Source organism: Bdellovibrionales bacterium (assembly GCA_016716765.1).
Classification (GTDB): domain Bacteria; phylum Bdellovibrionota; class Bdellovibrionia; order Bdellovibrionales; family UBA1609; genus JADJVA01.
In genome coordinates, this window is the sequence record JADJVA010000011.1 from 1 (window position 1) to 22,679 (window position 22,679).

The 22,679-nt window shown below is 43.8% G+C and carries 25 protein-coding genes; 9 read left to right on the plus strand and 16 right to left on the minus strand.

The features are described 5' to 3' along the window. Positions 1-174: 174 nt before the first annotated feature. Entirely contained in the window at positions 175-1,032 is an 858-nt protein-coding gene (locus IPL83_07200) for an IS3 family transposase (GenBank protein MBK9038931.1), read from the minus strand. After that, on the minus strand, positions 1,029-1,325 hold the full coding sequence (locus tag IPL83_07205; protein MBK9038932.1) for a transposase: 297 nt from the start codon (positions 1,323-1,325) through the stop codon (positions 1,029-1,031). Before IPL83_07205 ends, IPL83_07200 begins: the two co-directional genes overlap by 4 nt. Positions 1,326-2,156: 831 nt before the next feature. On the opposite strand from IPL83_07205, the gene IPL83_07210 reads away from it, so the two are divergent. Then, positions 2,157-2,978, plus strand: a complete 822-nt coding sequence (locus IPL83_07210) for a FliM/FliN family flagellar motor switch protein (protein MBK9038933.1) — start codon at positions 2,157-2,159, stop codon at positions 2,976-2,978. Positions 2,979-3,071: 93 nt separating this feature from the next. On the opposite strand, the gene IPL83_07215 is transcribed toward IPL83_07210, so the two are convergent. Then, on the minus strand, positions 3,072-3,950 hold the full coding sequence (locus tag IPL83_07215) for a hypothetical protein (protein ID MBK9038934.1): 879 nt from the start codon (positions 3,948-3,950) through the stop codon (positions 3,072-3,074). Then, a complete protein-coding gene (locus tag IPL83_07220; GenBank protein ID MBK9038935.1) occupies positions 3,950-5,755 on the minus strand; it encodes a serine/threonine protein kinase in 1,806 nt (601 codons plus the stop codon). Before IPL83_07220 ends, IPL83_07215 begins: the two co-directional genes overlap by 1 nt. Before the next feature lie 158 nt (positions 5,756-5,913). Here IPL83_07220 and IPL83_07225 point away from each other — a divergent pair, with 158 nt between their 5' ends. Beyond that, positions 5,914-6,549: a hypothetical protein gene (locus IPL83_07225; GenBank protein MBK9038936.1), complete on the plus strand. Its 636-nt coding sequence runs from the start codon at positions 5,914-5,916 to the stop codon at positions 6,547-6,549. Positions 6,550-6,678: 129 nt separating this feature from the next. Next, complete coding sequence (locus tag IPL83_07230) at positions 6,679-7,791, plus strand: hypothetical protein (protein MBK9038937.1); 1,113 nt, start codon at positions 6,679-6,681, stop codon at positions 7,789-7,791. A 13-nt stretch (positions 7,792-7,804) separates the two neighbouring features. On the opposite strand, the gene IPL83_07235 is transcribed toward IPL83_07230, so the two are convergent. Further along, on the minus strand, positions 7,805-7,936 hold the full coding sequence (locus IPL83_07235; protein MBK9038938.1) for a DUF4277 domain-containing protein: 132 nt from the start codon (positions 7,934-7,936) through the stop codon (positions 7,805-7,807). A gap of 257 nt (positions 7,937-8,193) precedes the next feature. On the opposite strand from IPL83_07235, the gene IPL83_07240 reads away from it, so the two are divergent. Further along, the gene (locus IPL83_07240; protein ID MBK9038939.1) at positions 8,194-8,613 is read left to right on the plus strand and encodes a hypothetical protein; all 420 of its coding nucleotides are present in this window, start codon (positions 8,194-8,196) and stop codon (positions 8,611-8,613) included. Between the two features lie 11 nt (positions 8,614-8,624). On the opposite strand, the gene IPL83_07245 is transcribed toward IPL83_07240, so the two are convergent. The 8 genes from IPL83_07245 to IPL83_07280 form a co-directional block, all read right to left on the minus strand. Continuing rightward, positions 8,625-8,999 carry an ATP-binding protein gene (locus IPL83_07245; protein MBK9038940.1) on the minus strand — a complete coding sequence of 125 codons (375 nt, stop codon included), beginning with the start codon at positions 8,997-8,999 and terminating at the stop codon, positions 8,625-8,627. Then, positions 8,915-9,265 (minus strand): ATP-binding protein, encoded by a 351-nt coding sequence (locus IPL83_07250; GenBank protein MBK9038941.1) that lies wholly within the window; start codon positions 9,263-9,265, stop codon positions 8,915-8,917. The genes IPL83_07245 and IPL83_07250 overlap by 85 nt, the downstream gene beginning before the upstream one ends. Before the next feature lie 149 nt (positions 9,266-9,414). Further along, complete coding sequence (locus IPL83_07255; GenBank protein ID MBK9038942.1) at positions 9,415-9,618, minus strand: hypothetical protein; 204 nt, start codon at positions 9,616-9,618, stop codon at positions 9,415-9,417. Between the two features lie 29 nt (positions 9,619-9,647). Further along, positions 9,648-9,965, minus strand: a complete 318-nt coding sequence (locus IPL83_07260) for a hypothetical protein (GenBank protein MBK9038943.1) — start codon at positions 9,963-9,965, stop codon at positions 9,648-9,650. Beyond that, positions 9,962-10,135 carry a hypothetical protein gene (locus IPL83_07265; GenBank protein MBK9038944.1) on the minus strand — a complete coding sequence of 58 codons (174 nt, stop codon included), beginning with the start codon at positions 10,133-10,135 and terminating at the stop codon, positions 9,962-9,964. Before IPL83_07265 ends, IPL83_07260 begins: the two co-directional genes overlap by 4 nt. Then, positions 10,132-10,518: a transposase family protein gene (locus tag IPL83_07270; GenBank protein MBK9038945.1), complete on the minus strand. Its 387-nt coding sequence runs from the start codon at positions 10,516-10,518 to the stop codon at positions 10,132-10,134. The genes IPL83_07265 and IPL83_07270 overlap by 4 nt, the downstream gene beginning before the upstream one ends. After that, a complete protein-coding gene (locus tag IPL83_07275; protein MBK9038946.1) occupies positions 10,485-10,994 on the minus strand; it encodes a hypothetical protein in 510 nt (169 codons plus the stop codon). Before IPL83_07275 ends, IPL83_07270 begins: the two co-directional genes overlap by 34 nt. 56 nt (positions 10,995-11,050) lie before the next feature. Then, positions 11,051-11,713, minus strand: a complete 663-nt coding sequence (locus IPL83_07280; protein ID MBK9038947.1) for a hypothetical protein — start codon at positions 11,711-11,713, stop codon at positions 11,051-11,053. A 75-nt stretch (positions 11,714-11,788) separates the two neighbouring features. Here IPL83_07280 and IPL83_07285 point away from each other — a divergent pair, with 75 nt between their 5' ends. From IPL83_07285 to IPL83_07300, 4 genes are all read left to right on the plus strand, one after another. Further along, positions 11,789-12,835 carry a DUF2779 domain-containing protein gene (locus IPL83_07285; GenBank protein MBK9038948.1) on the plus strand — a complete coding sequence of 349 codons (1,047 nt, stop codon included), beginning with the start codon at positions 11,789-11,791 and terminating at the stop codon, positions 12,833-12,835. 10 nt (positions 12,836-12,845) lie between these two features. Then, entirely contained in the window at positions 12,846-15,806 is a 2,961-nt protein-coding gene (locus IPL83_07290; GenBank protein ID MBK9038949.1) for a DEAD/DEAH box helicase family protein, read from the plus strand. 81 nt (positions 15,807-15,887) lie between these two features. Next, positions 15,888-16,154, plus strand: a complete 267-nt coding sequence (locus IPL83_07295; GenBank protein MBK9038950.1) for a hypothetical protein — start codon at positions 15,888-15,890, stop codon at positions 16,152-16,154. Positions 16,155-16,157: 3 nt separating this feature from the next. Continuing rightward, positions 16,158-19,715 carry an N-6 DNA methylase gene (locus IPL83_07300; protein ID MBK9038951.1) on the plus strand — a complete coding sequence of 1,186 codons (3,558 nt, stop codon included), beginning with the start codon at positions 16,158-16,160 and terminating at the stop codon, positions 19,713-19,715. A gap of 5 nt (positions 19,716-19,720) precedes the next feature. On the opposite strand, the gene IPL83_07305 is transcribed toward IPL83_07300, so the two are convergent. Genes IPL83_07305 through IPL83_07315 form a run of 3 tightly spaced genes read right to left on the minus strand, consistent with a single transcriptional unit; the run spans position 19,721 to position 21,706 of the window. Continuing rightward, positions 19,721-20,125 (minus strand): hypothetical protein, encoded by a 405-nt coding sequence (locus IPL83_07305; protein MBK9038952.1) that lies wholly within the window; start codon positions 20,123-20,125, stop codon positions 19,721-19,723. After that, a complete protein-coding gene (locus IPL83_07310; GenBank protein ID MBK9038953.1) occupies positions 20,125-21,513 on the minus strand; it encodes a hypothetical protein in 1,389 nt (462 codons plus the stop codon). Before IPL83_07310 ends, IPL83_07305 begins: the two co-directional genes overlap by 1 nt. Further along, the gene (locus IPL83_07315) at positions 21,494-21,706 is read right to left on the minus strand and encodes a hypothetical protein (protein MBK9038954.1); all 213 of its coding nucleotides are present in this window, start codon (positions 21,704-21,706) and stop codon (positions 21,494-21,496) included. Before IPL83_07315 ends, IPL83_07310 begins: the two co-directional genes overlap by 20 nt. 346 nt (positions 21,707-22,052) lie before the next feature. Between IPL83_07315 and IPL83_07320 the strand changes: the two genes are divergently transcribed. Beyond that, complete coding sequence (locus IPL83_07320; protein ID MBK9038955.1) at positions 22,053-22,532, plus strand: hypothetical protein; 480 nt, start codon at positions 22,053-22,055, stop codon at positions 22,530-22,532. The last annotated feature ends 147 nt before the right edge of the window (positions 22,533-22,679 follow it).

Genomic DNA, 22,679 nt, shown 5'->3' on the forward strand with positions numbered 1-22,679 from the left:
AAACTTGGTTGCCATCTGTGACATCCCAATTATCGGGAAGAGAAAGAACAAAGCGAATAATATTGCATGTCTGAGAAAATACATACTCACAAACGCCTCCACCGTAGATCGAACAGATTGGCACAATATAGCGATAACAAACTGTGGAATTCCCCAGAAAAACTGGATAGTTTCTCAGGCGGCATTTAGTGTTGATTCATACTCCAAAGGACTTTGATAACCAAACGATGAATGCAATCTTTTTTTATTGTACCACGTTTCAATATACTCAAAAACTAAGATTCTCAACTCTGCTTCGGTTTTGTAGTCATGACGGTAAAGACACTCAGACTTGAATGACTTGAACCAACTCTCAACAATCGAATTGTCGTAGCAGTTTCCCTTGCGACTCATGCTCGGAATCACATCCTTCTTCTTTAGCAAAGCCAAAAATAATTTGCTCGCGTACTGAATCCCGCGGTCCGAGTGAAAGACGATCTTCGCTCTATTTCCGCAATTAGCCAATGCCATCTGCAGAGCATTCAAGACCCCGGTGGTTTCTAAACTGTCAGTGACCGACCAGCCCACAACTTTTCGGGTACAAACATCGAGAACTATGGCCAGATAGAAAAAGCCAGATCCAAATCTCAGATAAGTGATATCTCCGGCAAAGACCTGATTAGAGTCTTTGGGCAGATCATCCTCGATCCTGAAAACTCGTGGAGCAATTGGGCCCTCGTGGTTCGAATTAGTCGTTCTCACTCGATATTTTTTCTTTAATCGGGCATCCAATCCCATCTCCCTCATATACTTCGCAACAGTATTTTCACTTACAGAAAATCCCTTGCTCCTCAGCTCATGAAAGATCCTTGGTGAGCCATAGGTACTTTTGCTAGCTTTGAAAATCTCCTCAATTTCCTTGCAGATTTCCCTTTTTTTCGTCAAGAATTTGAACTGACTATTCGCTTTCCATTGGTAATACCCACTGGTACTCACCCCAAAATGTCTGCACAGGCGGTTGATAGGAACTTCATTTGAAAGGTCCAAAATCATTTGGAATTTCTCATTTGATCCTTTGATATGATCCCTAGGCTTTTTTTTAGAACATCGCTGACTTTGTTCAAATACTCATTTTCCTTTCTGAGTTCTCGAACCTCAAGCTCCAGTTCTTCATAGGTTTTCGCGCCGCTCGCAGCGCGACCTGATTGCGCTTCGATTTTCCATCGACGAATATTTGCCGGATTTATACCTAGATCTTGTGAGGCCTTTGTTGTTCCCATTTTCTCTGCTAAATCAATGGCTTCGGCCTTATACTCTTCTGAAAAAACCCTTCTCTTTGAACTCATTGTTATCTCCCATCGGTTTGTTTAAACCGCTCGAAGAAAACTGTCCACTATTTTTGGGGAACTCTACTGCCCAAGCTGAAATCACGCCTACCTACATCGGCATTTCCACATCGATGATAAATGGTGGCCGATTGCCTCAGCATCGAACAAGCAAAACCGTACGACCTAATTCCAACACGATACCATTGAGAGCCTTGTTGATCGCGAACATTTGCCTGCCAAATGAATGCAGCAAATCAACTGGCACAATTCGAGGAAATGTACGAATTCAATTCATCCAGAAACAACATCCAGCATATTAATACCGCAGAACAAGGGAAATTAATCGTACGGTAACGAGATTATTTCATTCGCATTATGATATTGACCTCAAATGTCACTAGCGAATGCAATCATTCATACTATACAAAGGGGTGTCTTATATGTATGGAATATTCTCGGCTGCGATTCTTATTTTCATTCTGTTATCTCCAGTAGCAAATGCTGATTCTCAATTCTACTCCAATGGTCAACAATGCGAGATTGGACACAACAAATCATGTCTTTCTCTTCTGGAAGGATGTTTGGCAGGAAAGGCTGCTGCCTGCTTTTACTTGGGCAATAGCCTGGCAATCAGAGACTTTATAAAGGACGCCATTTTTTTTACCAGAATGGCCTGCCTAGCCGGAGTCCCTGAAGGCTGTTTGAACCTTCCCTACCTACGTGAACGGCTTAGGATACTAAATTCCGAGATCAGCATTACCAGCTAATTTGAAGTGAATACGTAATCAAATGTGATTCTAGGCGGCCATTAATAACTTCGGCTAAAATATAAGGAAAGCGGAGCTTAATATGAGCAAGGAAAAAAATGGGTTACAAAATATTAGGGAAAAATACAAATTCGAAGGAACCGATGAGAATGGAACAAAATATCCGATTTTTGGAGCGCGGGAAAACAAGTCGTTAGTTGTGGACTACAATCCATCTGAGCTTCCTCTTATCAAATCCCCCCTAAATTTTTTAGCTCTGATGGATGACTCCATAAGCAAGCGATTTTTGTCGGCTTACAAAGAAGACATTATCAAGGCCTCAAAGTTTCACTCGGAACCCTCCATTAACATGAATAAGTATTTTGCATACTTCCATTTGGACGATAATGGCGTCCTCTCTCTCCAGACTAATGAGCACGATGAACCGATATTCCGAACCCTTGTTGATAATATTTCAGCAGGATTCAGGTCAATCTGTGAATTCAAGATCAATGAACATAGACGCAAATCTGATTTCAATCCTTGTCTGTCGCTTCTTAAGAGCGAGCCCATTTTTCTCTTCGACTATGAAATAAGGTCAAGCGATTCAAAAATGATCATAATTGTCCCGCACTACCTTGTGGAAATATATGAATCAAAATTTGGAGGAACTCAATTAATAGGTCAGGACCGCTTGCTAACGAATCCAAAGCCATTGCACCCATCAATTAAACTCGACGTACAATACGGAAATATTGATCTTGATCAACGCCTGATTGGCGAACTGAAGACAGGTGATGTCTTAATAATAGATTCCCTTCCGGGGGACCTTTTTAAGATTCTCTTAGATGATAAGGCTATTGCGCTAGGAGTTCCAGTCGTTGCTGATAACAGCATGGGGATCAGGATTGTAAAAATGCTTTAACGATCATATCCCAATTTGAAGTTGAATTTCAGCTGTCTGATGGCCCATGTACATTTTCTGAAAACGCGAACGAACTCTACGCTGAATATTCTGCTATTTTGCTATTAATAGGAGCGATTTATCTGCGAGTTTAATATACCTTGGAAAATCTTTGATCAAAAGCCCCTTGTGATCGATCCTTTTAAATACCTCAGTTGAGGCCAATTCTAAAGGTTTCCTCGTTCGACCATTATCGATAAAATCAAAAATAACGCGATCTTTCGAGACAGTACCCTTGGCAAGAAAGGTTCCATTTGTGCTTGATTCGTCACAAATCCTAACTTCTTTCTCTGAAAACCTAATCATGCAGTGCCCCATATAGTTGCCGGACTTAATAGAAGTGAGATCCGCATCTGGCAATAAAAGGACGCACAATCGTCCCGACAATTCTCTCTTCATTTCTTCAAATTCACTCTGAGCAATCGAAGTATTTCGTGATACTACGAAGGAAAAGGGAATTAATGAAGAAAGATACTTTAAGCCAAAACTAACCGAACCAATTTTGAATAGGATCATCTGACTAAGATTATCGATGGACCTACTTGATACCTGAAACACTTGAAGACCCTCAAGTAAATTTTGAGTTGCAAGAACATTCCCTCCAAGCTTCCGCACTCCACCGACTCCTAGGATGTCAAATGGGCTATGTTTTTCTGTATACCAATAATTCTTATATGGTTTGTCTCCATCCAACTCAGTTTCATCAACTATACTCCCGGCTGCTGATCGGGAAAATACCTTAATCCTCAAATTTGAAACCAATTCCTCAAGATCTCGGTAGATTGCCCGCTCAATACTTTCTGGTTCGACAGCCAACAGTGCCGCTACCCGAGAGGTGATCTCTCCTTTATCGAGCGAACCCCATCGATCTAGTACCTCGATCAGAGCCTGAATTCTCTTTGTCTTTGATATACCGGCCGGTTGTTTTGGCATTATATTCCTTGATAAAATCTAGCTGATGATCCCTTAAATCCATTTCGAACATAAATACAGACCCACGACTCTGGCCCGATTGCTTTAGGATTCGACTTAAGAAGTATCTTCTCATCGTGACCGCCGCCATCCTTAAATTCACCTGTCCTAAAAATTATGAATGTGGCCACGTCAGAGGCAGAGGAAGCCGTAAATCGACCCGAGAAATAAGTCGATATCCAATGAAGATGACCCAACTGCAGACAGTCGTTTACATCAATCTCCTTCTCATTGGAATTCATTTCAAAAGCAATATATGCGCGGGAATCGCCACTAACGCTTCTATTGGTATAAAATAAATTTCTCAATCTTGTTTCTTCCATAAAAAATCCAGGATATGGCTCAACAAAGACCTCCAAGTATTTTGATTCAACATAGCTATCTGAAAGACCATTCCCAAACAAATCGGCTTCTCCTGTCCCAGAACTGGCTAATCCCTCTAGCTTCATAAGCATGTTATCATGAAACTCGATGATACTTTTATTGACAACAATATCTTTGCAAAACTCACCCATCTGTTTTTTTAAATTCTCTCGGATCCTTCCCTCGGAAACGATTTCACTGGCCGCCTGTTTGACTGATCGCTTAACATCTCCATAAAGAAATAAATCTCTCCCATGTTTACTATAGAGCAACGTGGGCATGGACAAAATCTCACGATAAAAGTAATAGCATACGTCAACGCCTACGCCAATTTGAGTAACTTCCTTATGGTTTTGAAAATGCTTCTCAACAGGGACAGTAGAGGTGCCGTTGTCAATTTCTATTCTTGGAAATTTCGAGGTCTCTATCATCCCAAAGATAAACCTCGAGATAAACAATACCAAAGATACACAGCACACCGAAAGAACTATTGTCTTCAAACGAGTTCCCAGACCTGGCGATATAGGTCGAACAATCTTTCGTGTATTGAAACACGTAGGGTTTACACCTCTGTCGCCATATTCTGATTCCCAGCTGAGATTCAGACTTCCGGTTATCCTATCAATATCCGTCTTGCCAAATCTATTTTCCGGCTCCTTCTGCAGCAAACCATCAATTATTTTCAGTACTTCCTCGCCATACTCCCCATCAAGAGCAGGTATGTTGTAACTGCATTTCTTGACGGCAGACATGATCTCAAAGTCTGAATTTCCCTTAAACGGTGATTCAAGGGTTGCCATTTCCAGAGCAATAACACCCAAAGCAAAAAAATCACTTGCGGGAACTGAGATAAGACCGTCAACCCGCTCTGGACTCAAGTATTCCAGACTTCCAACAATTCCCTTTGTAAAGACAGAATTACGATCCTTGTGATCATCTCTTGCTAATCCAAAATCAATCAGTTTGATCTCCTGAAATTTTGTTAGAAATACATTTGATGGAGATAGATCTCTGTGAACCACGCCCTTGGCGTGCGCGTAGTCAAGCGCATTTGAAACTTGTTGAATGAGATATAGGATGGATCTATTTGAGAAGGTCTGTTCCGAAGCGGCCATCTGACGTATAAGATGGCGGAGTGTGTGCCCCTCAAGAAGCTCCGCAATAAGATAAATTTCACCAGAAGCCTCTCTAACATCAAAGATAGCACAAATATTTGGATGGCTGAGCTGCGCTTGTATCCGCGCCTCCCTCAATAGCACGCTCCTATCGACCACATATCCCGCTTTTAATCGTTTTGCGGCTACAGACTTCCGAAATCCATCTTCGCCGACGAGGACTGCTTGATAGACCTCTCCCATTCCTCCTTCAGCAATAAGCTCACCAATCTGCAGTTCAGATCTCATCAAAGAAGCCTCCAAGGTTCAATTATTCGCCAATAAATGTGAATATGCAATTTCTAGTTAATTGCCCAATTGCCAATAAAGTCCCACTGACTTCTCATTCTGGCACATTCCATTTATTGGCTAAATTTCCCAATATTCTTTTAGCAGGGGGAATTCCAATGCAAAAACGTAATCACCAAGTTGCGAGAGTCATCCGCATACTCAGTTGGATTGAGGCTTCAAGTATGGGACTAACGGTCCAGGAAGTTCATGGGCGACTACGGGATTTCGGGTATAAAACGTGTATTAGAACGGTATACCGAGATATCGAAGCAATTCAAGAGGCAGGATTTCCTTTGATAGATGAGAAGGAGTCAGACAACCGATACCTAACTAGATGGCGATCTTTTAATTTTAACAAAAAGGCAAAAGCAAATCGATTTGCCAACCGGGATTTCATTTCCATAATTATCTTGAAAGGGGCGCTTCTCGGTGTAGGGGAAAACTCTGCCAATATGTGCCTGAGAAGTGCAATATTCAATTTCGAAGCGAATTTATCTCGAGATGAAAAGGGGCACTTAGATGAGCTCTTCTCCGTTTTTAGATTTGAAGGCAATCCATTATCAGAGCGAACAATTTCATGGGATAAGCTCGAACTCTGTGTGCTCGCGGCTATCGGGAAAATTGCAGTTATTGGACCAGACAGAAGTGAAATATTTATCGACAAGATCTCATTTTGTAGCGATTCGATACGAGTGTCCAGTGAGACGGGGAATGAATTTGATTTGGATCAGATTTGTTGCAGACCTGAGTAGCCTGCATTTTTTGTGGCGGATCAATTTGATCATAGTTTGAAAATCTAATGAACAAGCCACTTTTTGGTTGAAAGTGCTTATTTGAGGAGTCGAAAGGACCGATCTATTATCAGAAATGTGAGGCAATGGATGTTTTGGGACTATTATTTTGGTGGATTCCTGATTGTATTTTTCTTCCGATTGTACAGAATGTTTCTATCGATTGCTCATCCCTATCTTTATTCGCAACGGACCAAGAATATGAAAAAAATTGGTCTTAGTTACAATTTCATGTATGAGGGCTATACAAAGGGAAACATCGTATGGATGGTATTCCCATTATTTATTTATAACTTCCTTGCGTATTCATGTTTGAGTTGGATATATATTGTATTTAAGACAGCGATGTTTTGGTTATCTCTAAAGGAATCTAAGTTTGAAACCCCCGATGGGATTCGGCAGATTCTATTCAAAATTGACGAGGAGGATTTATCGGTCGAGGAAATGGTCAGTTTGTTTAAATCGAACCCAAGACTGATTTGGTCCCTCCATTACATAACTGACAAATGCAAATGTGAACTGGATTTTGATGATAATTTTCCAACTTGTAGATTGGATGATAGATTAAAAGTTGAGGTTGATGCCAAAAATCGAAAACTTTTCTTATACTCTTCAAACGAAGGGTTTAGTTCGTCATCCGTTAATGAATATCGCTTTGATGGCAGTAAACTGATTAGTCGTTGTTTAGAATACCGCACGTCGGATTATGGTAAGAAAGAGCGGCTCATTATGGACAACGTAGTTCTTGAAAGCGAGGTCAGAAGACTTTACTCGGACGACATAGATAGGTTTGGTTCAGCCGAAGGCGAAATAAAAGAATTGAAAGAAATGGCTCAGTGGTCCGAAGTGCAGCGGTTTGACCTAAGATTTTTTGTCCTTTCTCGTCACACAGAATTGTTTTCCAAGACTGAATTTCGAAAAATAGTACGCAATGAAATGGAAAGAATAAAATCCGGAGTCTTCTTTTTTAGAGAAGAATGTAGAAAATTGGGGCTAGAGACTCTTCAATATAAAGATGGAACTAGGATCGAAATACCAGATAAAACAGAAAATAGCGAATATGATATACAAGTACCATTTCCTGTCATAGCTGATTCCCTATATGCCTCTGCAAATGATTTCGGCATCACTGAATATGAATTGTGTATTCATAGCCGGATTGAAGCTCTGCTAGCCTCATATTTGAATGAGGAAGCAGCCTAACCGAGTTGTGGAATTATTTAGTTGGATATACAATCTTAGGTAACAGCTTATCAATTTTTTCAGTTAGCCCATAGTCCCTAAACAGAGCTGCCACGAGACCTAAATGACCAACTTCCTCGACTTCAGTAATGGGTCTATCACTCATGATGATATCCGATGATTCATTTTGAGACTGCTTTTCATCGGAAGTTCGACTAAATTTTTGAAGGGATTTGAGTGTGTTTATTGATTGGTCTTCGCCTGAGAGTTCAACTGCGGAATGTCACCACTGAGCTTAAAGAGTAAGGAAAATCCTCAAAAAACCAGACGAATGTACAGAACCAAAAAACTAGTGCCGCAATTTAAATTTATTCCGCCTCTTAGGCTGGGCAAAAGACAACCCTCTTTGCCGATACGAAATATATGGCTAAACAAGGAAAGTATCTCACAAAATCGCGATACAAACTGGCAATCGAATGCCCGACTAAACTCTTCTACTCCGGTAAAAAAAATGAGTATGCAGACGCAAGTCTCGACGACCCATTTCTCGAGGCGCTAGCCAATGGAGGCTTTCAGGTTAGTGCTCTGGCCAAGTGCTATTATCCAAATGGAATTGAAGTGGCGTCAAAAGCTCATGACGTCGCGGTTGCCGAGACTGCGCGACTTCTTGAACAAGAAACCATCACAATTTTTGAGGCCGCGATTCGGTTTGAAAACCTATTTGTAAGAGTCGACATTCTTGAAAAAAAAGGGAAGTCGATACGGCTGATCGAAGTGAAATCCAAGAGCGTGTCCCGTCTCACATACTTGGACCGGCTAATCTCATATAACTGGACCGCCTGATTTTTGGAGGTCTATACTTCAGTTTTTTCGATGTCAATATCTGGCAAAATTATTCGTCCTTTCATGCGGTAACTTGGACCCTCAAAGACCACGATTTTAGCCTGCTCAAACATCCGATCGATCGCCGCATTGGCCAGGATCGGATCACTAAAGACTTGTGGCCATTCTTCGACATCTCGGTTGCTGGTCAAGATCATCGCCGAGTTGTATTTGCGTCGATCAAAGAGATCAAATATCTCTTCACTCACATCCCGTGGCATCGTCACTACGCCCCAGTCGTCAAGGATCCAAAGTTTGGACGTCAAAATTTGTTTGAACAATTTATCCAAAGTGTTCCGCTCCCGGGCCATCCGGATCTTGGCACTGAGTCTTTTACGCTCGAACAAAACACACTGTGGCCCAGTACTGCGGCTTTCATGCCTAATGCAATTGCGCAGTGGGTTTTGCCAGTTCCTGGACTTCCAAGCAACAATGCAATTTCATTGTCCTCTACGAACTTGCAACTCGAAAGCTCTTCGATCTTCTCGCGATTGATCCTCTTGTTAAAACTCCAATTGAACTGCTCCAATGTTCTCCTCTCTGGGAATGTCGCCTTTTTAATCCTACGTTCAATCGCGTTTTCCTTGCGCGTATTCAGCTCATGCTCAAACAATGTCGTCAGCCAGGAAAAATCGGACTTGATTTTTTCTGGCTGCCAAAACCGACTCTAAATTCTCAGCTGCCGACGGTAGCCTTAGCATCGTCAGTTGCTGACGGATTGTTTCTATGCTCACTCCACGCTCCCTCTTGGTTTTGGCCACATCATTTCACGACCCGTAAGTGAGCCCTATACTCACTCATCGGCCTTGTGAACTTGCCGCCCGTTGTATTAAAATTTTCAGTCTCCATTTTTACTTTTGGTGTCATCTTCAAAAACGAGTGGACCGTGCGAAAACTGATCGAACTGATTTCAATTGCAGACGCACAGGCCTTGTCGATCAAGGCATTCTGGTATTTCTTGTTCAACGTCAGGATTCCCCAGACCACCCGAGTGTCTACAAAACCTTCCCCCTCGATAAAATGATCTGGATCATTCGAGCGACATTGCCGCCGATAGCCTCTGCCTGCTTGATGTAATGGGCGTGATTCTGCAAATTCGTTTCGTTCGAGGATTTGTAGTGATCCTTGCACGCCTGGCGCTGGAACTTGTCTTTGATTACATCATAGACTTCCAGTAGCCTCCCAGCGCAGTAAATCGAAAGCTTTTCTCCGTTACCAATCAAAGTCACACTCTGGCCCGACAACCTCAAGTCAACTCGATAGTATTTATTCAAAAACCTCACATATCCATCACGGCGAACAAATCCATTCAAATGGTCTCGATCTCATAAGGAACCTGGGGCAAGTCACGCAATGTCTTTTGTTCCTGATTCTCAAAAACCTCCACAGGCTTCTCGCCATGAGTGCCGTGCTTGCGACAGTTGGCAATCTTCATTTTCAAATCAATATGGCTTTGGGCTTTCTCGATTGAAAATTCCTTCAAATCAAAGGACTCAAAAGCCGCCGAACCAATTGCACCGTACGTTCAACCTTGCCCTTCTTCTGTGGATCCGCCGGAGGGAGGGCCTCTATCGTAAAACCGGTATGCGATGCAAATCTCTCGTAACCGGCATTCAAAATCGGCTCGTGCTCCGAGGCACGATTCACGAATACCTTTGGATTGTCAGAGGTGATTTTCCTTGGAACCCCACCAACCTCAAAGAGCATTGATTGGATCGCTTTCACCGTTGTCACAAAATCGCACTTGTCCATCACTCGAACCATCGTGTACCGACTGTGACCCAAAATCCCGATAAAGGCCCATATGGTACGTTTGCGACCGTCCTGATCTATCACATCGAGAGCCTTCGCCCAGTCCACCTGCAAGCATTCCCCGGGGAGTGAATGATTTCAGGTGATGAGCCCCGAAGCAGACGGTCGGACTGAAAATGCTGCCTCTCAAGATAGCGGTAAAAACTTGCACGTGGAATCGACACCGGAATCTCTTCGAAGATTGTCTGTGGTGACCAACCTAGATGGAGTCGCTCCAAGATCCAATTCTTGTGCGGATCGAGCAGAGCGTCGGCTTCTGCTGGTTTCGACTTGCGGAGATCTATGATCGGAAAAAGGGCCTCCGGATAATTCGGCAATTTCCTATCAGTCGACCGAAAGAGTTTTGGCTCTGTACTGATCTGTTCTAAGAATCCGTACTCCACCGCAAGGCCTCGGACCTTGATCACATAGCCTTTGCCTTTGGAGAGTTGATTGGAAATTTGCGAAGCCGATTGGCCCGCTCGAAACTGTTCGACAATTTTTCGATCCACCGTGATTCTCCCTAAAATCGAGTTCTTTTTTCGCTTCATGCTTCCTCCCTTTTAGGGGTCATTCTTGCATGAAGTTCAGGTGGATGTTTCTATGCCTAATTTTTAAGCATTTGACCGGTCCAAGTATGTGAGATTTTGACCCCACATAACCGGTCCACTTGTGTGAGATTTGTCTGCGTCATACCGGTCCCGTTACGTGAGACGGGACAAAGAGCGCTGATCCAGCAGATTTTTACGAGGAGATTTGGAACAAGACCAAACTTAAAAGCGGCTCTCACACTCTGACGTCGGATTGGCGATCCTACATTTACGACGTAGCCTTTCAGGTTTATGTATGCCAGCAAGCTTTTCCTCAGTGGAGCGTAACACCCTTCCTGATATGTGCGGACAAATCTAAGCCGGCCTCCGTAAACGGCCTCAATCAAAAATTTCTTCTTCGTCAGGCAGGTAGCCAGACAATCGTTGAAGTAGTCGGCGACGTTAGCCATGTAGCTCTTGGAGAAAAGGTTCTTTGCGAGCTGGATGTTACTGAGCCTGTAGATTTGATTCATCAGGGCGAAGAAGCATCGATCTTGCTCGACAGGCGCAAATTCAATGAAGGAGTCCTTTATTACTCCCAAATCATCCACGCTGACGAACGCGCCAAGCCGAATCCTGGATCCCATTGCAAAAAGTGTGAATTTAGAACATCCGACCCAAATCTGAAAACTGGATTTGCTGAATGTTGGAATCAGTCCTTTGGAATAAATCAGGAGCATACAAAAGAACCGTTCTCATTTGATGTATGGTTTTAACCAAGCGCCGACGAGCTTGTCGGAAAAAAGGTCTTCTTCATGAAAGACATCAGCCACGGCGACTTTCCAATTAAGCCCAGGGATGACGGTGAAGCCGGCCTCAGCCGCTCGCAAAGACAATGGCTTCAAGTTGAAAAAGTTCAGAACGGCGATGAAAGTCCGTTTGTCGATGTTAACAATCTGTCGTTAGAGATGAAGAATTGGGATTATCCTCTTCACTTCATCGATTTCGAAACTTCGACGGTAGCTATTCCGTTTCATGCTGGAAGGCGACCTTATGAGCAAATCGCGTTTCAGTTCTCACATCATCAGGTCAGTTCCACTGGGGCAATTGAGCACGCGGGACAGTACATAAACACCAGGCCTGGTGTCTTTCCAAATTTTGAGTTCTTGAGAAACTTGCGAAGCGAACTGGCGTCCGATGAGGGAACTATATTTCGGTATTCGAATCACGAGAATTCGGTGCTGTGCCAGATTTACGCCCAGCTTGATCGATCCGATGAGCCGGATAAACGTGAACTCATGGCGTTCATCAAGACGATCACAAAGAAGAAAGAAGGCTCCGGGAAAAACGAGGTCGTTCTCTGGGAGGGTAGAAGGAACATGATTGACCTCTGCAAATTGGTTCAACGGTTCTATTATCATCCGAAGACCAATGGATCGAACTCGATCAAGCATGTCTTGCCCGCAGTTCTTTTCGATTCAGAATATTTGAGGTCAAAGTATTCCAAGGGAATCTACGGATCAGACCAGAACATGCGGTCTCTTAATTTTTCGAAGAAGACTTGGATCGAATATGATTCCAATGGCGGTGTCATAGACCCATATAAGCAGCTTCCGCCGGTTTTTGACCAATACGACAAGGATACGTTGGATCTGTTGATGGAGGATGATGAACTCAGAAATGGCGGAGCAGCAATGACAGCGTATGCCTATTTACCATTCACGCAAATGACAGACACAGAGCGAGAGAGAATTTCAGCAGCACTCCTGAAGTATTGTGAACTGGATACTTTTGCGATGGTGATGATTTTCGAACATTGGCAAAACTTGGTTCGGAAGTCAGGACTGGCGAAGGTTGGGTAAAGGATCACTGATGACACAAGAAGAGCAGGAAGCAAAAAGTTTCAACCGGTTGTCACCTCTCCAGATATTCTATTACACGCATTTATTGACCCTGAAGAAACCCAAGTGGAATCGAGAAACGATAGATCAGGCGGTCATAGAGGCCAAGGTGGACCTGAATCCACACCAGATTGAAGCAGCAACATTTGCATTCCGAAATCCGTTTTCCGGAGGAGTCATTCTTGCCGATGAAGTCGGTTTGGGAAAAACCATTGAGGCGGGGCTAATATTGTCTCAGCTATGGGCTGAGGGAAAGCGATCGTTCTTAATCGTTGCACCCAAGTCCCTTCGGCATCAGTGGCAAGACGAACTGAGAAATCTGTTTTATATAGACAGTCAAATTATTGATACGAGTGCAATGCGAGCGTTGGAAAAGTCTGGCAGTGGTTCTCCCCTGAAGCAGAGGGAGAAAGTAATCATCACGAACGAACATTTTTTCAATCGATATTCTGATGCAATTCAAAACACGAAATGGGACCTCATCGTAATCGACGAAGCTCACAAACTTAGAAATGTTTGGAAGCCAGCCAAAAAACAGGCGCAGAGAGCCAAGCTGATTCGTGAAACGATCAAACCGTTCAAAAAACTCCTTCTTACTGCGACCCCCATGCAAAACAACTTGATGGAACTCTATGGATTGACGTCCTTTATCGATGAAACCGTCTTGGGCACCCAGGAAAGCTTCCAACAGACTTTTTACCGCATTCCTGAAGAGCATAGAGAGGAACGGCTTTCAGAGCTTAAGTACCGGATGAAGAGATTTTTTCATCGTGAACTCCGGCGAAACGTGAGCGACTTCATCCGATATACGAACCGGAACGCCGTCACTTTTGAATTCGATCCAGAGGACGAAGAAGAACAACTGAGAAAGGAATTCGAAGCCTATTTAAAGAGGGAAAATACGTATGGAATTCCCCCAATGGCGTCTCATCTTCTTAGGCTGATATACTGCAAGCTGCTGGCCAGCTCTTCTTTTGCTTTGAAAAATAGTCTTCTTGGAATTTACAAACGACTCGTAATCACCGCCGTTCAGGCAGACAACCAGCCTCTATTCGGTTCATTGATGTCACGGATCTCAAAGAAATTTACTTTAGAGAACGGCAAGAGGTCTCAGGAACTCGAAGATTTTGAACGACTTCTTTTCAAGAAAATCAGATCGAAGAGTTATGCGGGACTGCGTGAGGCTGTGTTCGACTCCGAACTGGTCGACCTTGCCGACAAGGAAGGCGAACTTTTAGAAAACTATGATGAGGACGATTTCGAGAAAGAAGATGCTCCAGATTCCGTCGAGGTTGGTGATCGAATTGTTTCTGAAGCCGATGAAATTCTAAACTTCATTTCGTTGACCAGAAAAATAAGAGAGAACACAAAGGGCCACGCTCTAAAGGCCGCAATCGAGCAACAGTTTGAAAAGGCAAAGACTGAAGGATGGCCGCAGAAGGCTGTCATTTTTACCGAATTCAAAACGACCCAACAATACGTGATCAATGTTCTAGAGCAGATGGGAATGACACTAGATAGCGACATTGTAGTATTCAATGGAAGCGTTGGCGATGCCGAAAGCCGACGGAGACTCGTCAACGAGTTTCGAGATTCAAAAAAGATCTTTCTCACCACTGAGGCCGGAGCTGAGGGACTCAATCTCCAATTCTGCAATTTGATCGTGAATTACGACCTTCCGTGGAATCCACAGCGTATCGAGCAACGGATTGGCAGATGTCACAGATATGGCCAAGAGCTGGACGTTGTGGTCGTGAATTTCATTAACAAGAAGAATCACGCAGACCGCCGGGTTCTAGAATTGCTGGGTGAGAAGTTCAAACTTTTTGAAGGCGCATTTGGTGCTTCTGACGAAGTACTCGGAGCCATTCAGTCCGGTAACGACATAGAGAAGGAAATTCTAAAAATTTATCTTGGCTGCCGCACTGAAGAAGAAATCAACGCAAGATTCGAGGAGATGTTCAAAACGAACTGGGATCAGATCGACGCCCGGTTGCAGGGTGCTAGAGACAAGCTGATTAATGAATTTGATGAAGATGTTCGGAAGAAGCTCAAAGACCTTCACGATCAGGCAAAGTCGCAGATTACCGGAAAGCAGGCCATCGTGCGGGACTGCGTACTTTCAGCGCTCGACCAAAGCGTATTTAGTTATAAAGATGGGGTGCTTGATCTGAGATCTAGATCGCTCAGTCTTGACTCAGGTATACCGTATACGTTCAGTAAAGATCGCCAGAGTACAGCTGAGTTAGTTCATTCTAACCATACCTCTTTTAGATCCTTGCTCCCGTCTGGAGAGTTCACCGGCCACGTGTGCTTCAAGCTCTCCGGACGTCATAAAATTTCTCTAATTGATGGACTTAAAGGAAGGCAGGGGCAGTTTGCTATTTACAAACTCGCTCTGAGTGGGATTGATTCCTTTGAGGCCATCGTCCCGATTTTTCAATTATCGGCGGGATCTTTTTTGTCTGATGAAGAGGCTCATAAACTGCTTACTGTTACCAGTGATTCTCGACCAAGCCTTTCGCTAGGGAATGGTAAGATTGAATATGCCGACGAACTTGAATCGAGGATTAGTGTATTTAAGAGAGCATTAGTTGAGCACTCCGAGGACCTTTACCACGAGGAAATAGAAAAGATTGAAGGCTATTTCGACGATTTGGAAGTTCAGAAGCGGTATGAAAAAGAGGCTCTTCAAAAGCAGATCGAAGAGATCAAACAGGAGCGTCGAAAGCTGCCCCTAAACGCACAGCGCGATCTAAATCAAAAAATTTCTAGACTAAAAGACAAGCAGGTTCAGCTGGACCAAGAAATAGCTGAGTTAAGTCTAGCAGCGCAAGAGAAGCAAAAACAGTTGGTTGAAGATTTGGACTCCAAGATCAACATCCAGCTTGAAACTCGACTACTTGCCAGCGGCACCTGCGAAGTTTTGTGACCGTTGGCACTTGCTGAATGTATCAAGTTGTAACAAATACTAACCGATGAAGACTCAGCCATTGAATTCATGGAGGAGTCTATGGTCGGCATTATTTTATGGTGGGACTCGCGCCACCTTGAGGGTGTAATTAAAGGTGAGGACGGCAAGCGCTACTATTTCAACAGTAGCGTAGTTAAGAGAATTCCACCCAAGTCAAAAATCCGTGACTCCCAGGTGGTCACGTTTCTCCAGAACATTCACATCAAGCACGCCCTCTGCGCGGACGCTGTTGTGGTTCTTTCGATGACTCAACAAAACTCGCTGAAAGCAAAAATCGCTCGGCTCTCTGAAGATGTGGAGACGTAAGCGATGAAGGGAAATATTCGTCCGGACACATCTAGTCTGCTTTATACAAACCAGGGACTTTTCTCAGACAACTTCTTAGAAAATCGGCTCCTAAATTCTGATGAGTATGACAACGATCAAATCTTTCAACATTGGGAACAGAACGGCTCGAAAGAGTATGAAAGTCTGTATGCTTGGATGCTTGAAAAGTGGAAGCACGAACACGACGAAATGCAGGATCTTTCAGAGGCTCAACTTGAGGAAGTTTGGATTAGACCAATACTTGAGAGGCTGGGCTGGACATTCGAAGTTCAAAAGCGAAGTGAAAAACGAGGGCAGGTCCAGATCCCTGACTATGTTCTTTTTGACAGCGCAAACTCATTGAGGAACGCGCGAGCGTCTAAAGATAGATTTTTCGATTTTTCTCTGGCCGTCGCGGACGCGAAAAAGATGGGAACCAGCCTAGATGGATCAAAGTCGATCAAAGGCAATCCAAGCCATCAAATCATTCGATACTTGGTGGATGCAAAGAAAGAGTGGGGAATCCTTACAGACGGACAGTATTGGAGACTCTATTCTTTGAAGCCCGATTCTCGCCACTTAACATTCTTCGAAGTGGATTGCGCAAGATTCCTCTGTGAGCGAGATGATACAGCATTTAACTTTTTCTACGCTTTCTTTCGGAAAGACGCGTTCGTCCCCGATTCCACCTCTAAACAATCATTTCTTGATGTCATATTTGAACAGGGCGAACTCTATGCGGAGAAAATTGAATCATCGCTCAAGAAAAGAGCCTTTCGAATAGTGGAAGGAATTGCAAAGGGCTTTCTTTCGAAGGAGAAGACGCCCTCGGACAAAGAGCTAGAATCTGCATACGAAAAAAGTCTATCTCTCCTTTTTCGGCTTATGTTTATTCTCAACTGTGAATCTAAACGTCTGTTGGATGTAAATGAGTTGTCAGCATATTTTCCTCATTCTCTTAGAAGAATATCGATCGATATTAAGAGAGATTTTGAAATCGGTCGGAAGCCTGGATCAACCGCAAGAACGTTTCACGATGTAGTTAACCTGTTCGGCATTTTGAAATCTGGCGACGAGAGAATTGGTATTCATGGGTTTGGGGAGGAAGTGTTTCCTGGCGAATTGATTAAATATTTTGAGAAGCACCCCATTCCGGACTATCTCATGCACGATATTCTTCTGGATCTCGCATGTGCGGTGGACAGTGAGGATGGCGGACTAAAGTTTATTGACTATAAAAAGCTGGCTGAAGACCACTTGGGTTCGATTTTTGAAGGCCTCCTTGAATTCCGTTTCGTGCGAAATGAGGAAAAGGATCTATTAGTTATCGATGGCGAGGTCATTCCGCTAAGCGATGCCACTAAACGCCAGAGTGAAGCCGCTGGATCTTACAAGGTCAAAAAGGGTGATCTATATCTAAAGAACGATTCATTGGAACGGAAGGCGAGCGGAGCGTACTACACCCCAAAAGAGGCGGTCCGGTTCATAGTAAGAAACGTGATTTCGGAAGTGATGAAAGACGTTGAGCCAAGCAAGCTATCAGAGTTGAGGTTCTTGGATCCTGCTATGGGTTCTGGTCACTTTCTCTTAGGGGTAGTTCGGGAGTTGGAGAGTTGGTATGTCAATTCTCAGTTTGAGGAGAGCGGGAGCGAGGGCTCGTTAGGCAACGACAACGTGCGATGGGAAATCATGCACAACTGCATTTACGGTGTGGACTTAAACCCAATTGCCGTGGAGCTTGCAAAGTTTTCTCTCTGGATTTACTCGGCGACAAGGGATAAGGAGCTTGAGCCACTTAATGACCAATTCCTGCGTGGCAACACGTTGTCCGGCGAAGTTTCTCCCAAGTCTTTCAAGATCGATCATTTCGATGCGATCGTAGGCAATCCGCCCTACTCTGGTATTTCTCAAAATAAAAATGAATTCATTGAGCATCTTCTCAAAGGACGCCACAAAGGGAAGTCCTGCGCAAATTACTATGAAATTGATGGCAAACCCCTCAACGAGAAGAAGGTGTGGCTGCAAGATGACTACGTAAAATTCATTCGGTGGTGCCAACTCCAGAGCGAATTGGGTCAGGTCTCACACGTGGCCATGCTTACAAACCACAGTTTCATCGACAATCCGACCTTTCGAGGTATGAGACAGCAATTGCTGAAAGACTTTTCTGTAACTGTTCTAGAGTTGAACGGAAGCGTAAAGAAGCCAAAGTCTTCTGAGAATGGAAAAGACGAAAACATTTTCGATATTCAGCAAGGTGTATCAATAATCTTCATGTCCTCGAACAGTAAGAAGCCAGGAAATAATATTAGATATTTCGAGTTAATAGGACCGAGGAAGTACAAGAAGGAATGGCTGTCTGCGAAGACTATTGATTCAACAAAGTGGAGGACTGTTAAGGGTGAATCCCCTTACTATTTTTTCAATCCAAACGAGTTCGACTCCAAAAGCGCCTATAGTAAGTGGCTCTCCATCACGGATCTTTTCAAAAAATACTCCACCGGAATTGTCACAGCACGAGACAAGATAGTTTACGATTTTGACGAAAGCACGCTCGTCGAGAAAATCGATGAGTTTAGAACCGGAAAACAATCGGACGATTTTCTTCGGAAGAAGTATTTCGGAAAAAAGAAGGCAAAGAAGTACCTTGTTGGCGACACGCGTGGCTGGAAACTAAAAGATGCGAGGGCTGCTCTCGCTAGCGATAAAATTTGGAAGAAACGTATCGCGCTTGCGGACTATCGTCCGTTCGATCAAAGATACCTTTATTATTCAGATAACATGGTTGATTGGCCAAGAACTGAAATAATGAAAGAAATGGACTCCGTGAAGAATAGCGGGATCTATACATGCCGTCAGACTGTCGACGAAAATTGGTCTCACGTCCTTCCTACTTCTCGGCTTGTCGATGATTGCTTTGTTTCAAATAAAACTAAAGAGCGTGGTTACCTCTTCCCTGCAATAGTTGAAGGAAAGTCTAATGTCTCTGAGCGTTTCATTAAGAATCTGAAGTCGATTGGAGTAAAGATCAACGACTCAATGGATGGCAAGGATTCGTATACGAGTCATGATGTAGTTTTCTACGCTCTGGCCATTCTGTTTTCCGACTGGTACCAAAAAAGTTTTGCCCCAAATCTGAAAGTTGAGTTTCCTCGGCTTCCGCTGCCTAGTAGCGAAAAGGCCTTTAAGAAGATCAGTGTGATTGGCCAAAAGGTCTTCAATGCCTACACTCTTCAGCGACCGTTCGAAGCTCCCGTGAAGTTAAAGACAAGCGGCAGCAATCTAGTATCAAAAATCGAATTTGAAGAAAATGGATCTAAAGTCCTGGTTTGGATAAACGAGAAACAGTACTTCGACCTCAGCCCAACCGTTTGGGATTTCTCTGTGGGCGCCTACCAGATTTGTCAAAAATGGCTCAAAGATCGCAAGGGACGGAAATTGTCGTCATTCGATATTGAACATTACAACAAGGTCATTGCTGCAATTGGTGAGCTTGTTAAGTTGAAGGCTCAACTCGCAACTGAAATTGATGAAGGTGACTTCAGCGTACAAGTGGCATAGCTGCCTCAAAGTTTCAGGCAGTCCTTTGTAAAAACAATGCCTTTTCTGGCTGGAGCATCCATAGGCTTCTCAAATAGTCTTACTTTTTTGACTGGCCATGCCCAGACTTCTTTACGCTGTGAGTACGAAAAAAGCGGGTGGGTAGCTTCGACAAGGTGATGTCGGTAGTCTGCTTTCCAGGACGAGAGCGACGTGTAGCGATAACTTTCTCCAAACTTTACCAAACCAATTATCCGAGCAACAGAAGACGGAGCACGCCCCGAACTTCCAGGCGTCTCTACAACTGCAAGATACTGATCTATATAGTGACGAGGAATTTCACAAGATCTTGTTTCAATCGTTTTTTTGCCGCTTGGAATTAGCTCGCTCCACGGCCACTGAATATTGATACCAGAAAATTGTTTGCCCATCAGAGATTTTGCTCGGGGGAGCTAGGGTGCGAATAGGAATTGTGCGAATTCATCTGAGGGGAATAGTGTTCGTCCTGAATTCGAGACTTTTCAGCAACATCCTTCTGGGACGGAAATTTCTGACGTAGATCCCAACCTATCGACTGACATGTCTTTTTGAATCCCTCTACGTTTCCAACAACGTCACAACAATCAGACTTGTTTCGCCAGAGATCTTGATACTGATAGTAATCTTTTATTCCGTTTCCAATATAGCAAGTTGTAAATCTAAGCTGACGTTCGATGCACCATTTGTGAATCCGGCGGTAATAGAAACTGATCTCTTCATCGGAGAACTTCTTGTCCTGTCCAACCCAGTTTTCGGGTTTATAAAAACTCTTCAAATCGATACCGCAAGCAGCGCTGAGTTCCGTTATTGCATGGGTTTTCATGCGAACAAATCCAGCAAGAACAGTCTTTACTCCCGATGCCGCAATTTCATCGAAAAAACCTTCACTCAAAAGTGGCAGTCTAGGGCAGTTCTCCTCGGAGCCAAATCTTTCGATGATTGAGTTTTGGTCAGTGAAAAATCCGTCCGGGTATTCGGGAAAGAGTGGATTTACACGTACTGTGGTCCAAATGCCGTGGTCAGATAATTTCTTTAGTGCCGCAAACCTGTCGGATATCCCGGGTGCTCCAGGCTCAATCTTTCTTGTTAGTTCTCGATTGTCGCCAGAAATTGAGTATTGGACGGAAGTTAAACTGGGCTTCAGTAGCTCCAAGTATTCAGGTTCAGCAAGTAAATCAGAACGCGTGAAGATGACATGCGGATAATCGTAAAAGGATAATACCTTAAGCAGCTCATGCGAGACGCGATATTTCTTATCCATCCACATAAAACTGTCAGACATGGAATCTATTCTAATGGGAATTCTGTTTCCTAAGATATCTCGCCATTTGTTTGGCTTGTCCGTTTCAAAGACCTCGTAGAAAAGTTTGCGAATTTCGGTCAGATCAATTGGAAATGGGATGGGGCAATTCCAGTAGCCATGACTTGAAAGTTGCTCTCGCGCATAACAGAAAATGCAATCGTGAACGCAACCGCGCCCATAGGTATCGACCTCAAGAGCATAATGGCATTTTGAACAACTGTAATGTGAGTTCACAAGTTTAAGAGTCGTTTTAAAAATTGTACCCCCGCGCACAGGTTTATCTTTAAAACGTCTCGCGATTCGATCGTAGACAGCCCAGTCACACGTGTCTGCATAGGCGCTACTTTCGAGCTTATCTAGTTTGGCCCTCATTTGAATTTCAAGAGGTCCAATCTCGCTGATGCGCTTTATTTCCGGAGTAATCTTCGGCTGATTTCTTGGAACAAAGGGTATCAAACTAAATTCTTGGTTCAGCATTTCGATTCCCTCTTAAGTTTTTCTTTTTGATTCGGTCAGACGAAACCGACTCCAAAGTAATCGACGGATTCTGAATAAAGCGCTTTATGGCGATTCTTGCGAGCGTAGAAAAATCCAAGACTCTGTTCTTTTTTAAAAACTCGTCGATAAGTTTGTCGTCTGCATCGCTAACCCGAATAGTCTTTGTTGGCATGTCCCACCCGCAATATTTTGTGAGACACTGTAATGCAGATGAATACGTCGCCGGGTCAAACTGAAAGCGTAGTCATGCACCGCAGAAGAATGCAGCACGCTCCATTTCTGGGTCCCAAAGTCCAAGAAGCACGTCTTCTCGAAAAAATTCCGATTGGCGGACGATCGAATTTCAACCAAATGCTTAAATGGTGAGCACTCGGACCAGGCAACGCGGACCCACGTCGGACCCTGCATTCCCCTTGCCTCCCCTTTGATGTCTTGGGTGCAATTTCTGAAACCTCGCAACCAGCGAAGTCGAAAGCAAGGTCCCGCTCACAATCTTCAGGTTAACAGAGGAGTTGACCATGATTGTTGGCAAAGGAAATTGGCTCGATACGCCGGACATATTCTTACTTAAGCGTACCGAACGGAAAAATCAGTTACGGGAAATCGTGATCGAGGCGATAAAGACATGCCGTCGATACGGCACGTTTACTTGCTCAAAGGCAAAACAAAGCCTAACCCACAAAAGCAGCAAAAATCCAGAAATAATTTTCCTCAGCCAATTTAATTCTAGCACTATTTGGGGTCAATTTGTTACCCTCAGATTAACAATGGTGACCTGGAAATATAGCGACGCAAGATTCTCTTCGATACGAAAGGAGCTGAATAAGGGGAGCATTTTATCTCGAGCGCGAGAGCCGGCAAGGCTCGGGGGCTTCGGTGAATTTTATGGAAGAGACGTATATAAACGAATTCTCGAGTTTAAACACGAAGCCCAGAAGTCTCGAGAGGAACGCACTGTTGTGTTGGAAGTTCGAGAACCAACGCCCATAGGGTATTGAGGAAAGTGATAAGTCGCGCAGCCTGCATGCCGGGCGAAAAGACGTGCTGAAGTACTTAAGGCCCAATTTATCAAGATTTTCTCCGGCCAAATTTTCGTTTTGATTGTTAGCGTAAGGGCAAGGAAACGTGCCGTATCTACGGCACTC